Below are 16,100 nucleotides of genomic sequence, written 5' to 3' on the forward strand. Positions count from 1 at the left end.
AGTGTTTTGCAGCCCTGGCGAGAGTAATGCGGCTTAAGCGACAAAAAGATCAGGTAAATCACCGCGGAAAACGCTTGCGCGCCTGGTTTAATAAAAAATGTCGTGTTGGAGCATGAAAAAGTGGACCGGATGGTCAAAATTTACATTTCAGTAACGTTAAAACGCTACAAGATATAGAAATTTAGAGGCTTAATTAAAAATAACACATGAAACAGACAAAATAAAAGGGCAATAAAATATTGCCCTATGCAATCAAATAATTACGACTGCAATAACCACATCACGATGGGTAATAATGCTTACAAATTGTTGAGATCGAGCACATCTCGCATATCAAAAAGACCGTTTTTCTTGCTTTTAAGCCACAAAGCGGAACGTACGGCGCCGTTGGCGAACGTCATTCGGCTTGAGGCTTTATGCGTAATTTCGACACGTTCGCCAATATCGGCGAACATCGCCGTATGTTCGCCGACGATGTCACCCGCTCGCACGGTTGCGAAACCAATGGTGCCAGGCACGCGTTCGCCGGTGTAGCCTTCGCGGGTATAGACCGCGCAGTCTTTTAAATCTTTATCAAGTGCATGAGCAATCGCTTCGCCCATCGCCAGCGCCGTGCCAGATGGCGCATCAACCTTGTAACGGTGGTGAGCTTCTACAATCTCGATATCGGTATAATTGCCCATCACCTTCGCGGCCTTCTCCAGCAGCTTCAGCATGACGTTAACGCCCACGCTGAAGTTTGCCGCGAAGACAATCGCAATCTCTTTTGATGCATCCTGGATAGCCTGTTTGCCCGCATCGTCAAAACCGGTGGTGCCGATCACCATCCCCTTGCCGTGTTGACGACAAAACGCCAGATGCGTGAGCGTCCCTTCCGGGCGGGTAAAATCGATGAATACATCGAAGTCCTCTTTTACCGCTTCCAGACTGCTTTGCACGGTAACGCCCGTGTGACCAGCGCCCGCCAGCTCACCGGCATCGGTCCCCAGAAGCGAAGAACCTTCACGCTCCAGTGCCGCGCCAAGCGCTACGCCATCCATCTGAAGTGCCGCCTGAATAAGCTGACGGCCCATACGTCCACCCGCGCCCGCAATGGCGACACGGATCTGTGCATCATGCATAGTTATTCTCTTACGTTAAAATGATGTAAACCGTTTTCAGATTAACCAGCCTTGAGAAGCACTGCCAACTGAAAACACCGATAATTAGAATTTAACGTGAAACCGACTTAAATATCAGTAAAAGACATGATTTTGTCGTCACGATAAAGTAACGGGTAAAAAAAAGGCCAGCACAGGAGGTGCTGGCCTTTCATCAGAAAAAGGACTATTCAACTTCGCGGGCGTCGATGCGCAGTTCTTTCGGGACTTCGAAAACGATGTTCTCTTCACGTCCTTCCAGCGGCACCGCTTCGCCGCCGCCCAGCTCCTGCAGACGGGAAATGACGTTCTGAACCAGAATATCTGGCGCAGACGCCCCTGCCGTCACGCCGACACAGGCCGCGTCTTTAACCCACGCTTCCTGAATGTCCGACGCGTCATCAATCAGGAAAGCCATTTTCCCCATGCGCTGCGCCAGTTCGGCCAGACGGTTGGAGTTAGATGAGTTTTTGGAGCCGACCACGAGCACCACATCCGCCTTTTCAGCCAGCGCGCGCACCGCTTCCTGACGGTTAGTGGTTGCGTAGCAGATATCATCCTTACGCGGGCCGACGATTTTCGGGAAGCGCTGACGCAGGGCGTCAATCACGTCTGAGGTATCGTCTACGGAGAGCGTCGTCTGGGTCATAAACGACAGACGCGCTTCGTTTTTCACGTTCAGCGTAAGGACATCTTCAGGCGACTCAACCAGATACATCCCCCCTTCCGGGTTGCTGTACTGGCCCATGGTGCCTTCGACTTCCGGATGACCGGCATGGCCAATCAAAATCGACTCTTCACCACGACGGCTGGCGCGCGCCACTTCCATATGCACTTTTGTCACCAGCGGACAGGTAGCATCGAATACGGTCAGATCGCGGCTTTTTGCTTCGTTACGGACCGCCTGCGAGACACCGTGCGCGGAGAAGATCAGAATCGCACCGTCCGGTACTTCGCTGATCTGCTCAATAAAAATTGCGCCGCGCTCGCGCAGGCTGTCGACCACATAGCGGTTATGCACCACTTCGTGACGCACATAAATCGGCGCGCCGTAAATCTCCAGCGCGTTTTCAACAATGCTGATAGCGCGGTCTACACCGGCGCAGAAGCCGCGCGGGTTAGCCAACAGAATCTGCATTTCAGGCCTCCAGCGCAGGATCGATTTCCAGCACTTCAACATCAAAATGAACGGTACGCCCGGCAAGCGGATGGTTGAAGTCAACGGTAATAGAGTCGCCGTTGATTTCGCGGATCACGCCAGGCATTTCGCTGCCGTCCATAGCGGTAAAGAGCATAATCGCGCCGATTTCCGGTTCACCTGCATCCATAAACTCGCGGCGCGAGAAATACTGGATCAGGTCCGGACTCGGCACGCCAAACGCGGCATCCGGCTCCAGCGAAAAGGCCTTTTTCTCACCCTCTTTCAGACCGAGAAGCTGCTGCTCAAGACCTTCAGACAGGGAGGTATCGCCAAGACGAAACAGGGCCGGTTTGCCGTTGTTGCGGGTGGATTCGGCCGTAGAGCCGTCATCCAGCTTCAGCGTGAAGTGAACGAGAACCGCGCTGTTGCTCTGTACGGATTTAGACATGCAAATTGCTCGCTTGTTTTGCCCGGTGGCATTACACCACCGGGCGAGTGTGTTACGCCTGCTCTTTCGCAGCCGGTTTAGGCAAGAAGCCTTCCAGCACGATTAACGCCGCACCGATACAAATTGCCGTATCGGCCAGGTTAAAGGTCGCGAAATGCCAGTCGCCGACGTAGAAGTCAATCATATCGACCACAAAGCCGTGCCACAGGCGGTCAAACAGGTTGCCCAGCGCGCCGCCAATGATCAGCGCGTAGGCGATGTTATTCAGCTTTTGCGTGGCCTTCGAGCGGTACATCAGCACCGCCAGGATCACGCAGATACCGAGAGCGATACCTGCAAAGAACCAGCGCTGCCAGCCACCGCTGTCGGCAAGGAAACTAAAGGCTGCGCCGTAGTTACGCGCGTAGTGCAGGTTAAGCGACGGGAACAGCGGGACCGTCTCGCCCAGAGCAAAATTCTGGAGGATCAGGAATTTGCTGCCCAGATCGATAATCAGCACCACCACAACCAGCCACAGCCAGCGCAGTCCTGTTGAACAGAGAGTTTTACTCATCAGGCAAACTTACGTTTTTCGCCGTCACCGGCGACGTTGCTTACACAGCGTCCGCAGATGTCTGCGTGTTCCGCCACCTGACCGACATCGGTAGTGTAATGCCAGCAACGCGGGCATTTCTCACCGTCGGCTTTGCTCAGCGCGACTTTCAGTCCTTTGAGCAGTTCGCTCTGCTGAGCATCAGCAGAAGCCTCGGCATAATCCGCAACTTTCGCACCGGAGGTCAACAGGACAAATCGTAATTCATCGCCCAGCGCGATCAGCTTCGCCGCCAGCTCCGGTTCAGCGTACAGCGTGACTGCCGCTTCCAGAGAGCCGCCGACTTTCTTGTCTGCACGCGCCTGCTCGATAACCTTGTTCACTTCGCCACGCACCTTCAGCAGCTCGTCCCAGAAGGCATCGTTCATCGCTTCGGTGCTGGAGAGATCGAACAGACCTTCGTACCACTCACCCGTGAAGACATACTTCTCACGGTCGCCAGGCAGATAGCCCCAGATTTCATCCGCGGTGAAGGACATGATCGGCGCCATCCAGCGTACCAGCGCTTCTGCGATGTGGAACAGCGCGGTCTGGCAGCTACGACGCGCCACGCTGTCCGCTTTCGCGGTGTACTGGCGGTCTTTGATGATGTCGAGGTAGAACGAGCCCATCTCGATGGAGCAGAAGCGCATCAGGCGCTGCACCACTTCGTGGAAGTCGTAAGACTCATAGGCTTTCAGGATATCGTCCTGCGCCGCTTTCGCGCAGCCTACCGCCCAGCGGTCCAGCACCACCATCTCTTCCGGTTTAACCATGTCTTTTGCCGGATCGAACCCGTTCAGGTTCGCCAGCAGGAAGCGCGCGGTGTTACGGATACGACGATAGCTGTCGGCAGCACGCTTCAGGATCTCGTCAGACACCGCCATTTCGCCGGTGTAGTCGGTCGACGCCACCCACAGACGCAGGATGTCTGCGCCCAGTTTGTTCATCACATCCTGCGGAGAAACGGTGTTACCGATAGATTTGGACATCTTACGGCCCTGACCATCCACGGTGAAGCCGTGAGTCAGTACCTGACGGTAAGGCGCTTTACCCTTCATGGCGGTGGAGATCATCAGAGATGACATGAACCAGCCGCGGTGTTGGTCCGACCCTTCCAGATACATATCGGCAGCGTGACCGGCGAATTCCGGACGCACGTCAACCACGGAGGAGTGGGTCGACCCGGAGTCGAACCACACGTCCAGGGTATCCGGCACTTTCTCGTAGTTATCTGCATCAGCGCCCAGGATGTCGCGGGCGTCGAGATCCCACCACGCCTGAATGCCGTCAACTTCGACGCGCTTCGCCACTTCTTCCATCAGTTCCAGGGTATTCGGGTGCAGTTCCTGCGTCTCTTTGTGCACGAACAGAGACATCGGTACACCCCAGGTACGCTGACGGGAGATACACCAGTCAGGACGGTTAGCTACCATGGATTCGATACGCGCCTGGCCCCAGTCAGGGATCCACTGCACGCCTTTGATCTCTTTCAGAGACTGCTCGCGCAGGCCTTTCTGATCCATGCTGACGAACCACTGCGGGGTCGCACGGAAGATGATTGGGGTCTTGTGACGCCAGCAGCACGGATAGCTGTGCTGCATTTTTTCTACGTGCAGCAGCGCGCCGCTGGTACGCAGCATGTCGACGATAATGTCGTTCGCTTTGAAGACGTTGATACCATCCAGCGCCGGGTAGGTGCCAGGCAGGTAAGAACCGTCCGGGCCGACCGGGTTAGCGATTTCCACACCGTACTTCAGGCTGATGTTGTAGTCGTCAGGACCGTGGCCACCGGCGGTATGCACCGCACCGGTACCCGCTTCCAGCGTCACGTGATCGCCCAGGATCGCCGGAACGTCGAAGTCCAGGAACGGGTGCTTGAAGCGCATCAGCTCCAGGGCGTCACCTTTCACGGTGCCCAGCACGGTGTAGTCACTGATATGCGCGCGCTTCAGCACGCTCTCAACCAGATCTTTCGCCAGGATAACCGCCTGACCGTCAATCTGCACCAGTGCGTATTCGAACTCACCGGACAGGGAGATCGCACGGTTGGCAGGCAGAGTCCACGGGGTGGTGGTCCAGATCACCAGAGAGATCGGGCCGTTTACCGAGGAGACGCCAAATTTAGCCTTCACCGCATCCTGATCGACGGCATGGAACGCCACGTCGATAGATGGGGAAGTTTTGTCGTAATACTCCACTTCCGCTTCTGCCAGCGCAGAGCGGCAGTCCACGCACCAGTGCACCGGCTTAGCGCCTTTGTGCAGGTGACCGTTACCGATGATTTTGCCCAGCGCACGGATGATGTTGGCTTCAGTTTTGAAATCCATGGTCAGGTACGGGTGCGACCAGTCGCCCAGCACGCCCAGACGGATGAAGTCAGCGCGCTGACCGTCGACCTGCGTGGCTGCATATTCGCGACACTTCGCACGGAACTCGGCGGCGGTGAACTTCTCACCCGGCTTGCCGAACTCTTGCTCCACTTTCAGCTCGATTGGCAGACCGTGGCAGTCCCAGCCTGGAACGTAAGGCGAGTCATAGCCCGTGAGCCCTTTGGACTTCACGATAATGTCTTTCAGAATCTTGTTAACCGAGTGACCAATATGAATGCTGCCATTCGCATATGGAGGGCCATCATGCAGAATGAAGGTTTTTTTGCCTTTTTTGGCTGCACGAATGATGCCGTACAGGTCATCATCGGTCCAACGCGCCAGCATTCCCGGTTCGCGCTTGGCGAGATCGCCGCGCATCGGGAACCCTGTTTCCGGCAAATTCAGGGTTGATTTATAGTCACTCATCAGATTCTCGGTTCCGTATTTATCACGTAGGCAGTTAAGCCGGGTTCAAAGCCCAAAAAACTCGCGGGCCGTCAATTCATCTCGCGCAATTTGCGCTTTTAGTTCATCCAGCGAACCAAATCGCTGCTCGTTGCGTATTTTTTTACGCAGTATCACATCTATATGGCGACCATACAGGTCCATTACAACGTCCAGCAGGTGCACTTCTAGCTGTTGACGCACACCCGCGACGGTAGGACGCGTGCCAATGTTGGCGACGCCGTAGAACGGCTTATCGCCCAGTCCTGCCACTTCCACCGCATAAACCCCTTTAACCGGGGAAACCTGACGACGCAGCGGTATATTCGCCGTCGGGAAGCCTATCGTGCGGCCCAGCGCATCGCCATGGACCACGCGACCAGAGATAGTAAACGGATGCCCCAGCAGGGTTTCAGCCGTATCCAGTTCATCATCGGCCAGTGCCCGGCGAACCGCCGTGCTGCTGACGCGCACGCCGCCTTCGCAGAAGGTCATCGCGCTGGTGACGTCAAAACCGTACTCCAGACCAGCCTTCTGTAATAGCAAGAAATCGCCCTGACGACCAGCGCCAAAGCGGAAATCATCGCCCACGGCGAGAAACTGCACGCCAAGGCGCTTAACCAGCAGGTCGCTGACGAAATTTTGTGCTGTCAGCGCGGCAAAGCGGCGATCGAAACGTACACACAATACATAGTCCACGCCGGACTCCGCCAGATAGCGCAACTTCTCGCGCAGGCGAGTGAGGCGGGCGGGAGATTTATCGCCCGCAAACAGCTCCAGCGGCTGCGGCTCGAAAATCATCACTACAACAGGCAGGCCGCGGGCCTCCCCTTCTTTACGCAATCCCTGCAACAGCGCCTGATGACCACGATGCACGCCGTCGAAATTACCAATAGTCAGCACGCACCCGTGCGGTGCGCTGCTGAGATTATGTATGCCGCGTATCAGCTTCATGTCTGGCTCAAAACAGTGAAAATCGCCAAAGTATACCTTGTACAGCGGTTAAGGTTAACCGGCGATTGTTCGCGCAAAACAGAAAGCCGTAATGATTTCATCAGGCTGACCTTTCGCAGCGAAAAAATCTGCTCGTGAACTGCGATTTTTATGCCGAAAGGCTGTATTCAGGGAAGACAAGCTGGTAGAATCCTGCGCCATCACTACGTAACGTAGCGTCGCTAATTAACGGCGCTTATTTGCACAAATCCATTGACAAAAGAAGGCAAAGAGGGCATATTCCTCGGCCTTTGAATTGTCCACATAGAACATATTTGGGAGTTGGACTTGGCTAATATCAAATCAGCTAAGAAACGTGCCGTTCAGTCTGAAAAGGCTCGTAAGCACAACGCAAGCCGTCGCTCTATGATGCGTACTTTCATCAAGAAAGTATACGCAGCAATCGAAGCAGGCGACAAAGCTGCAGCGCAGAACGCATTTAACGAAATGCAACCAATCGTGGATCGTCAGGCTGCTAAAGGTCTGATCCACAAAAACAAAGCAGCGCGTCATAAAGCAAACCTGACCGCGCAGATCAACAAACTGGCTTAATCGCTACTTGTTGTTGCTTGTTTAAAGAACCCGCTTAACGCGGGTTTTTTTATGCCTTCAGATTGCCGGTGGCGTAAACAGCGCCGAGTAGTCACGGTTACAGATTCGCTGCACCGCCGGGTGCTGAATCATCCTTTCGGCAAATATGGCGTGATACTCCTCCATCACGTTATCCACTCTGCCTATCTCCGTAATCTTATCGTCCGAATAGAGATCGTGCGCGTACAGCGTCGGCGCAACGAAGATGGCGTTATGCGCTTCGCCAAAGGCTTTCATCAGCGCCGCATCGTCAAACTCTCCGAGAATTTCGACCTTTAGCCCCTGCGAGTTAAACCAGTTCAGCAGCTTGCGTCCCAGCATTGAGCGCCTTCCCGGCACCAGCAGGCGGCGCTCTTCAAGGCACGCGGGGAACGGTTTTTCCGGCGGCGGATTAATGCACCAGAAGCTCACGCCGCATTCGCCAATTTTTACCGAGAACAGCCCTTCCTGCTGGGTGGAATCAATCGGACAATCCGAGATAATCATATCCAGCTTGTGCTGGCTTAGCTGTTCCAGCAGCATCTCGTGGGTGGATTCAAAGCAGCGCAGATGAATTTGTTCATCTTCAACCACCGCCGCGTCCAGCACGCCGCTCACCAGCCGTTTGGACAGCGCATCCGCCACGCCCACGTCAAAGAGCAGGTTCGACTCTTTGCGGTAGTTGACAATATCCAGCATCTCCTGGCTCAGGGTGAACATCTTGTCCGCGTAGCGAAACACCAGCTCGCCCAGTTCGCTGGGTTCAATCCCACGCCCCTTACGCTTGAACAGCTTGCCCTGCAAACGCTCTTCCAGCGCCTTGATTTGCCCAGTGATGGTTTGCGGCGTCAGGTAGAGCGCCTCTGCCGCTCCCACCACCGAGCCCTGCTTATAGACGTGCCAGAAGTAGTACAGATGGTTGTAATTTAAATGAGACATCTCGTCTTCTCTCCCTGAGTGTGTATCGGGAGAAGGATCGCCTCCTCCCGGTGTTCCGTTATGCCCGGACGGCCTGTCCGGACAATTTTACCTTCAGCAAGGTATAACCGATTACCGCGGCCAGTAATGACCCAATAAGAATGCCGAGTTTCGCCCAGACGATCAGCTCAGGCGCATGCGCGCCAAACGCAAGGGTCGAGATAAAGATCGACATCGTAAACCCGATTCCACACAGCACGCCGACGGCCATAATTTGACCAAAGGTTGTGCCGTGCGGCAATGACGCCAGCTTCAGCTTCGTCGCCAGCCAGCAGAAGAGGCTAATGCCCAGCGGCTTACCGATAAACAGCCCGGCAATAATGCCTAGCGGCAGCACGGACGTCAGCCCGTCCAGCGTCACGCCGCCGAGGGAAACGCCCGCGTTGGCAAACGCAAACAGCGGCAGGATCATAAAGGCAACCCACGGGTGCAGCACGTGCTCCAGCTGTTTGGCAGGCGACTTGCCGTCCTGCGGCTTAAGCGGCACGAAGAAGCCGACGATCACACCTGCCAGCGTAGCGTGCACGCCCGATTTCAGCACCGCCGTCCACAGCACCATCCCCACCAGGATATAGATACCGATGCGGCGAACATTGAAGATGTTCAGCAGCGCCAGCACCGCAATCGCCCCGGCAGCGACGCTCAGGGACAGGATCGACAGATCGCTGGTGTAGAACAGCGCGATAATCACAATGGCGCCCAGGTCATCGATGATCGCCAGCGCCATCAGGAAGATTTTCAGGGCTACCGGCACGCGGCTACCGAGTAAGGCTAAGACACCGAGCGCAAAGGCGATATCCGTCGCAGCCGGGATCGCCCAGCCGTGACGTGCAATCGGATCCTGCCAGGTGAATGCCAGGAAGAGCAGCGCCGGCACCACCATCCCACCGAGCGCGGCAATGACCGGGAACGCCGCGCGCTGGCGGCTGGCTAGCGAGCCCAGTACCAGCTCACGCTTAACCTCAAGCCCCACCAGCAGGAAGAACACCGCCATTAGCGCATCGTTGATCCACAGCAGCATGTTCTTGTTAATTTCCAGCGCCCCGACCTTCAGCTCAACGGGCGTTTCCAGAAATGCATGGTAGAGATCCTGCGTGATGCCAAGGTTAGCCAGCACCATCGCGGCCGCTGCGGCAATAATCAGGATCACGCCACCGGACGCCTCACTGCTAAAGAAACGGTGTAGTAATTTCATTTAAGTTCTCTCTTTTACAACAATACCTCGATAAAACCATAATACCAAGCCTAATAGCTCGGCAAAAACAGATTAATATTGAGTATAAACTCAGTTTAACCGAGCTATACGCGCAAATAAAAAAGCCCGGAATCGCTTCCGGGCTTTTGCGGATGAAAACCAGCTGATCGATTAGCGGGTTAAATCATCGAAGAATTTTTTGACGCCATCGAAGAAGCTTTTGGAGCGCGGGCTGTTTTTCTCACCCGTCGGGCCGCCGAAGCTCTCCTGCAGCTCTTTCAGCAGCTGTTTCTGCTTGTCGTTCAGGCCAACCGGCGTTTCCACGACGACGCGGCAAAGCAGGTCGCCCTGCGCACCACCACGAACGGATTTAACGCCTTTGCCGCGCATGCGGAACAGCTTACCGGTCTGGGTCTCGCCCGGGATCTTCAGATTGACGCGACCATCCAGCGTCGGTACTTCGATTTCACCGCCCAGTGCCGCCATCGCAAAGTTGATCGGCACTTCGCAGTACAGGTTGTTCCCTTCACGCTCAAAGATAGCGTGCTGTTTCACCTGCACCTGGACGTACAGATCGCCTGCCGGTGCGCCGTGCTCGCCTGCTTCGCCCTCACCTGCCAGACGGATGCGGTCGCCCGTATCCACGCCGGCCGGGATCTTAACGGACAGGGTCTTGGTTTTCTCAACGCGACCGTGGCCGTGGCATTTGGTGCACGGATCTTTGATCAGCGTACCGCGACCGTGACAGTGCGGACAGGCCTGCTGCACCGCAAAGAAGCCCTGACGCATCTGTACCTGACCCGAACCGTGACAGGTTGGACAGGTTTGTGGCTGCGTACCCGCTTTCGCACCGCTGCCGTGGCAAACGTCACACTCTTCCAGCGTTGGAATACGGATCTCTTTGGTGACGCCGCGAACGGCCTCTTCCAGCGTCAGCTCCATGTTGTAGCGCAGGTCCGCGCCGCGCGCCGCGCGCTGACGACCACGGCCGCCGCCGAAGATATCGCCGAACACATCGCCAAAGATATCGCTGAAGTCAGCGCCGCCGCCAAAGCCGCCACCGCCGAATCCACCGCCGCCCATGCCGCCCTGTTCAAAGGCTGCGTGACCGTACTGGTCATAGGCCGCACGTTTTTGTGCATCGGTCAGGACTTCGTAGGCTTCTTTGATCTCTTTAAATTTGGCTTCAGCCTCTTTGTCACCCTGGTTACGGTCCGGGTGGAATTTCATGGCCAGGCGCTTATACGCCTTTTTGATTTCACGCTCTTCCGCAGTTTTCGGAACGCCTAAAATCTCGTAATAGTCTTGCTTTGCCATTGGTTTTTTTAAGCCCCTTAACATGCGAGCACGGGCGTGGAGAGTTCTCCTACGCCCGTGCCGATTAATTACCCTGCATCAGGGCGATTATTTTTTATCTTTAACTTCTTCGAACTCAGCGTCGACAACGTCGTCGTCTTTCGCGTTGTTCGCCGAAGCGTCAGCGCCCGCCTGCTGTTGAGCGTGCTGCTGCTGAGCGATTTCCATCAGCTTCTGAGAAGCCTGTGCCAGTTCCTGCATCTTCGCTTCGATGTCCGCTTTATCTTCACCTTTCAGTGAGGATTCCAGCGCACTCAGTGCAGCTTCGATAGCAGTCTTGTCTTCCGCTGGCAGTTTATCGCCTGCTTCTTCAACCTGCTTACGGGTGCTGTGCAGCAGATGGTCACCCTGGTTACGGGTCTGAACCAGCTCTTCGAACTTACGGTCGGATTCCGCGTTAGCTTCGGCATCGCGAACCATTTTTTCGATTTCAGCTTCGTTCAGGCCAGAAGATGCCTTGATGGTGATCTTCTGCTCTTTACCGCTGTTTTTGTCTTTCGCAGACACGTGCAGGATACCGTCAGCATCGATATCGAAGGTGACTTCGATCTGCGGCATGCCGCGCGGTGCCGGGTTAATACCGTCCAGGTTGAACTGACCCAGAGATTTGTTATCCGCCGCACGCTTACGCTCACCCTGCAGCACATGGATGGTTACCGCAGACTGGTTGTCTTCAGCGGTAGAGAACACCTGGCTGTGCTTGGTTGGGATGGTGGTGTTTTTGTTGATGAGCGCAGTCATCACACCGCCCATGGTTTCGATACCCAGAGACAGCGGGGTAACGTCCAGCAGCAGTACGTCTTTAACTTCACCGGTCAGTACGCCACCCTGAACCGCAGCACCGATAGCCACTGCTTCGTCCGGGTTAACGTCTTTACGTGGCTCTTTACCAAAGAACTCAGCCACTTTCTTCTGCACCATTGGCATACGGGTCTGGCCACCAACGAGGATAACGTCGTTGATATCAGACACGGACAGGCCAGCGTCCTGCAGAGCAACTTTCAGCGGCTCGATAGAACGGTTCACCAGGTCTTCTACCAGGCTTTCCAGTTTCGCACGGGTCACTTTGATGTTCATGTGTTTAGGACCGGTCGCGTCTGCAGTGATGTACGGCAGGTTAACGTCGGTCTGCTGAGCAGAAGACAGCTCGATCTTCGCTTTCTCAGCGGCTTCTTTCAGGCGCTGCATAGCCAGCGGGTCGTTACGCAGGTCAATGCCCTGATCTTTCTTGAACTCGTCAACGAGGTAGTTGATCAGACGGGTATCGAAGTCTTCACCACCCAGGTGGGTATCACCGTTGGTTGCCAGAACTTCGAAGGTTTTTTCGCCGTCAACTTCGTCGATTTCGATAATAGAGATATCGAAGGTACCACCACCCAGGTCGTAAACCGCGATAGTACGGTTGCCGACTTCTTTATCCAGACCGTAAGCCAGTGCAGCCGCGGTTGGTTCGTTGATGATACGTTTTACTTCCAGACCTGCGATACGGCCAGCATCTTTGGTTGCCTGACGCTGAGCATCGTTGAAGTAGGCAGGTACGGTGATAACAGCTTCAGTTACCGGCTCACCCAGGTAATCTTCAGCGGTTTTCTTCATTTTTTTCAGCACTTCAGCAGAAATCTGCGGTGGTGCAGTTTTGGTGCCTTTCACATCAAGCCATGCATCGCCGTTATCTGCCGCGATGATTTTGTAAGGCATGATGGAAACGTCACGCTGAACTTCTTCGTCCTGGAAGCGGCGACCGATCAGGCGTTTAATCGCAAACAGGGTGTTTTGCGGGTTTGTCACTGCCTGACGTTTAGCCGGCTGACCAACCAGAGTTTCACCATCCTGGGTATAAGCAATGATAGAAGGCGTGGTGCGATCGCCCTCGGCGTTCTCCAGCACGCGTGCAGTAGTGCCATCCATAATCGCTACACAAGAGTTGGTAGTACCCAGGTCGATACCAATAATTTTACCCATCTAAACGTCTCCACTAAAAATTCAGTCAACATGTGGTTGTGTACCTGTAATAAGGGCAGAACGTGCTTTTTCAACTGCCCAGATTTGATTTTTTTCAGGTCCACACACTGCGGTTGACTACAAGATGGGGTCGCGACGGCATCCATCAAGGGGCAAGCATAAAAAAAATTTTAATTTCACCCTGATGAGATCATAGACGCCATTGATTGCGCCCATTATGATGCCGCGCCCAGTCAGGGAGAACTGACGCGGGTTTAACCATTTCACCATATTAATGATGATTTTTTTGAGGACTTATGGGCAACACTAAGTTGGCTAATCCGGCTCCGCTGGGCCTGATGGGTTTTGGCATGACCACTATTCTGCTGAACCTGCACAATATCGGGATGTTCCCGATGGATGGCATCATCCTGGCGATGGGCATTTTTTACGGCGGTATCGCACAAATCTTCGCGGGCCTGCTGGAATATAAGAAAGGCAATACCTTCGGCTTAACCGCATTCACCTCTTACGGTTCTTTCTGGCTGACCCTGGTTGCCATTCTGCTGCTGCCTAAAATGGGCATGGCAGACGCGGCAAACGCCCACTTCCTGGGCGTTTACCTGGGTCTGTGGGGCGTTTTCACCCTGTTTATGTTCTTCGGTACCCTGAAGGGCAACCGCATGCTGCAGTTCGTTTTCCTGAGCCTGACCGTCCTGTTCGCCCTGCTGGCGATCGGTCACCTGGTGGATAACGAAGGCATCGTTCATGTTGCAGGCTGGATTGGTCTGGTTTGCGGCGCAAGCGCTATCTACCTTGCAATGGGTGAAGTGCTGAACGAGCAGTTTGACCGCACCGTTTTACCGATTGGTGAAAAACACTGATCCTTCTGTCGTGTCCGCCTCGCGGGCACGACATCCCCGCTTCTGCCCCAGCCAAATCCCTAATCCCAGCCCCATCATCGACAGCGCCAGCACGTACCAGGCCGGAGCCATGGGAGACACGCCCATCAACACCGTCACCGCAATCGGCGTCAGCCCACCGAAAATGGCATACGACACGTTGTAGGAAAAAGAAATCCCGGTGAAGCGTACCTCTGGCGGGAACGCGCGCACCATCACGTACGGTACAGCCCCGACAACGCCCACGCACAGGCCTACCACGCCGTACAGCAGGAACAGCTGTTCAGGATGGCTGCCAGCCAGATGGTAAAACGCCCAGCTTGATGCGGCCAGTAACAGGCTTCCGACAACAAAGGTAACGCTGGCACCGAAACGATCCGCCGCCAGCCCGGCGGCAAGACAGCCAAAGCAGAGCATGATTGTCGCGATACTGTTCGCCTGTAACGTCACGGCAGGAGCGAAACCATACTGCTTTTGCAGCCACACCGGGGACATCAATATCACCACCACGATGCCCGCCGAGAGCAGCCAGGTAAGCAGCATCGACACCACTACCGCTTTTTTATGGCGTACCACGACCGCCTTCACCGGCAGCTCCTGCGCCAGCGCCTTGCGCTGCTGCATTTCGAGGAAAATCGGGGTCTCCTGCAGCCAGCGACGCAGGTACATCGCGACCAGGCCAAACGCTCCGCCCAGCAGGAATGGAATACGCCAGCCCCAGTCGTGCACGGCCTGCTGCGTCATGCTGGTATTAACGATTGTTGCGACGACGGACCCGAGCAAAATCCCTACCGTTAAGCCCGCGGTTAAGGTTCCGCAGGCGATACCAATGCGGCGCGCCGGAACATGTTCCGCGACAAACACCCACGCGCCCGGCACTTCACCGCCAATCGCCGCGCCCTGAAGAACGCGCATCAGCAACAGCAGCAACGGCGCAAGGATACCCATCGAGGCATAGGTGGGCAGCAGACCAATGGCCAGCGTCGGCACGGCCATCAGCAGGATGCTAAGGGTAAACATCTTCTTACGCCCGACCAGATCGCCAAAGTGGGCCATGATGATGCCGCCCAGCGGACGCGCCAGATACCCGGCGGCAAAAATGCCGAAGGTTTGCACCTGACGCAGCCATTCCGGAATATCCGCCGGGAAGAAGAGCTCTCCCACCACGGCGGCGAAGAAGACGAAGATAATGAAGTCGTAAAATTCCAGCGCGCCGCCTAAGGCCGCAAGCGTGAGGGTTTTGTAATCCTGTTGATTCAGAGGTCGGGCGTTATGTGACATAGCGAACCATTATGCGTGTGTTGTGGATTTATTTTTACAGCAATCGTAAAGAAAAAGTTACTATACCGTAAAACCTTGCCCACGCTATCGCCGCTTCAGCTTATGTCACACATTGATTAATTTCAGGAGATTGTTTCGCGACGCGCGTTTTTAGGACGAAAAGCTGCTACCACTTTCTCATCGGTTTCGACATACGGGCCGTCAAGAAGCTGTATACAATACGGTACACTTGCAAAGATACCGTGAACGATGACGCTGCCGTCTTCCGCTTTAAGCCCTTCCAGGGTCTCTTTGATCGACTTCGGCTGACCCGGCAGGTTCAGAATCAACGCCTGCTTGCGGATCACCCCCACCTGGCGGGAAAGAATGGCCGTCGGAACAAAGTGTAGACCGATCTGGCGCATCTGTTCACCGAAGCCCGGCATTTCGCGATCGGCGATAGCCAGCGTCGCGTCCGGCGTCACGTCACGGCGCGCGGGGCCGGTTCCGCCCGTCGTCAGAACAAGATGGCAGCTCATCTCATCCACCAGCTCGCAGAGCGTCTGCTCGATGATCGGCTGTTCGTCAGGAATCAGGCGGGTCTGAATCTCAAAGGGGGTGGTCAGCGCGCTGCTCAACCATTCTTCCAGAGCGGGGATGCCTTTATCCTGGTAAACACCGCTGGAGGCGCGGTCAGAAATCGACACTAAGCCGATGCGTAAGGTATTCATATCCATTCCATTCAAAGAGTACTGATTAAAGGGAATGATACACGCAGAGAGGAGATTCA

14 protein-coding genes and 1 pseudogene are annotated in these 16,100 nt (G+C 55.2%); 2 read left to right on the forward strand and 13 right to left on the reverse strand.

All coding sequences use genetic code 11. From position 1 onward, the window contains the following. Positions 1 to 299: 299 nt before the first annotated feature. The 7 genes and pseudogenes from dapB to LRM19_RS11350 form a co-directional block, all read right to left on the reverse strand. Positions 300 to 1,121 (reverse strand): 4-hydroxy-tetrahydrodipicolinate reductase, encoded by an 822-nt coding sequence (gene dapB / locus LRM19_RS11320; protein ID WP_115876463.1) that lies wholly within the window; start codon positions 1,119 to 1,121, stop codon positions 300 to 302. A gap of 205 nt (positions 1,122 to 1,326) precedes the next feature. Continuing rightward, positions 1,327 to 2,277 (reverse strand): 4-hydroxy-3-methylbut-2-enyl diphosphate reductase, encoded by a 951-nt coding sequence (gene ispH / locus LRM19_RS11325; RefSeq protein WP_111964069.1) that lies wholly within the window; start codon positions 2,275 to 2,277, stop codon positions 1,327 to 1,329. A gap of 1 nt (position 2,278) precedes the next feature. Beyond that, entirely contained in the window at positions 2,279 to 2,728 is a 450-nt protein-coding gene (gene fkpB, locus LRM19_RS11330) for an FKBP-type peptidyl-prolyl cis-trans isomerase (protein ID WP_003856450.1), read from the reverse strand. Positions 2,729 to 2,780: 52 nt separating this feature from the next. Further along, the gene (gene lspA, locus LRM19_RS11335; protein ID WP_033144602.1) at positions 2,781 to 3,281 is read right to left on the reverse strand and encodes a signal peptidase II; all 501 of its coding nucleotides are present in this window, start codon (positions 3,279 to 3,281) and stop codon (positions 2,781 to 2,783) included. Next, complete coding sequence (gene ileS, locus LRM19_RS11340) at positions 3,281 to 6,097, reverse strand: isoleucine--tRNA ligase (protein ID WP_271368873.1); 2,817 nt, start codon at positions 6,095 to 6,097, stop codon at positions 3,281 to 3,283. The genes lspA and ileS overlap by 1 nt, the downstream gene beginning before the upstream one ends. A gap of 45 nt (positions 6,098 to 6,142) precedes the next feature. Continuing rightward, entirely contained in the window at positions 6,143 to 7,069 is a 927-nt protein-coding gene (gene ribF, locus LRM19_RS11345) for a bifunctional riboflavin kinase/FAD synthetase (protein ID WP_032644021.1), read from the reverse strand. 7 nt (positions 7,070 to 7,076) lie between these two features. Further along, positions 7,077 to 7,295 (reverse strand): annotated as a pseudogene (locus tag LRM19_RS11350) (DUF2575 domain-containing protein). A gap of 101 nt (positions 7,296 to 7,396) precedes the next feature. On the opposite strand from LRM19_RS11350, the gene rpsT reads away from it, so the two are divergent. After that, on the forward strand, positions 7,397 to 7,660 hold the full coding sequence (gene rpsT, locus LRM19_RS11355; RefSeq protein WP_003856458.1) for a 30S ribosomal protein S20: 264 nt from the start codon (positions 7,397 to 7,399) through the stop codon (positions 7,658 to 7,660). Between the two features lie 57 nt (positions 7,661 to 7,717). Here rpsT and nhaR read toward each other — a convergent pair whose 3' ends face one another. The 4 genes from nhaR to dnaK all read right to left on the reverse strand — a co-directional run bounded on the left by nhaR (position 7,718) and on the right by dnaK (position 13,169). Next, entirely contained in the window at positions 7,718 to 8,617 is a 900-nt protein-coding gene (gene nhaR / locus LRM19_RS11360) for a transcriptional activator NhaR (RefSeq protein WP_032660752.1), read from the reverse strand. 58 nt (positions 8,618 to 8,675) lie between these two features. Continuing rightward, entirely contained in the window at positions 8,676 to 9,851 is a 1,176-nt protein-coding gene (gene nhaA, locus LRM19_RS11365) for a Na+/H+ antiporter NhaA (RefSeq protein ID WP_115876467.1), read from the reverse strand. 171 nt (positions 9,852 to 10,022) lie between these two features. Further along, entirely contained in the window at positions 10,023 to 11,168 is a 1,146-nt protein-coding gene (gene dnaJ / locus LRM19_RS11370) for a molecular chaperone DnaJ (protein WP_014830600.1), read from the reverse strand. 87 nt (positions 11,169 to 11,255) lie between these two features. Next, positions 11,256 to 13,169: a molecular chaperone DnaK gene (dnaK, locus tag LRM19_RS11375; RefSeq protein ID WP_008502041.1), complete on the reverse strand. Its 1,914-nt coding sequence runs from the start codon at positions 13,167 to 13,169 to the stop codon at positions 11,256 to 11,258. A 296-nt stretch (positions 13,170 to 13,465) separates the two neighbouring features. On the opposite strand from dnaK, the gene satP reads away from it, so the two are divergent. Then, positions 13,466 to 14,032 (forward strand): acetate uptake transporter, encoded by a 567-nt coding sequence (gene satP, locus LRM19_RS11380; RefSeq protein ID WP_008502042.1) that lies wholly within the window; start codon positions 13,466 to 13,468, stop codon positions 14,030 to 14,032. Here satP and LRM19_RS11385 read toward each other — a convergent pair. After that, a complete protein-coding gene (locus tag LRM19_RS11385; protein WP_115876471.1) occupies positions 14,009 to 15,331 on the reverse strand; it encodes an MFS transporter in 1,323 nt (440 codons plus the stop codon). The genes satP and LRM19_RS11385 overlap by 24 nt on opposite strands. Positions 15,332 to 15,453: 122 nt before the next feature. After that, positions 15,454 to 16,041: a molybdopterin adenylyltransferase gene (gene mog, locus LRM19_RS11390; protein WP_111964074.1), complete on the reverse strand. Its 588-nt coding sequence runs from the start codon at positions 16,039 to 16,041 to the stop codon at positions 15,454 to 15,456. Between the last annotated feature and the right edge of the window lie 59 nt (positions 16,042 to 16,100).

The organism is Enterobacter sp. PI-10, assembly GCF_027947695.1.
GTDB classification, from domain to species: domain Bacteria; phylum Pseudomonadota; class Gammaproteobacteria; order Enterobacterales; family Enterobacteriaceae; genus Enterobacter; species Enterobacter vonholyi.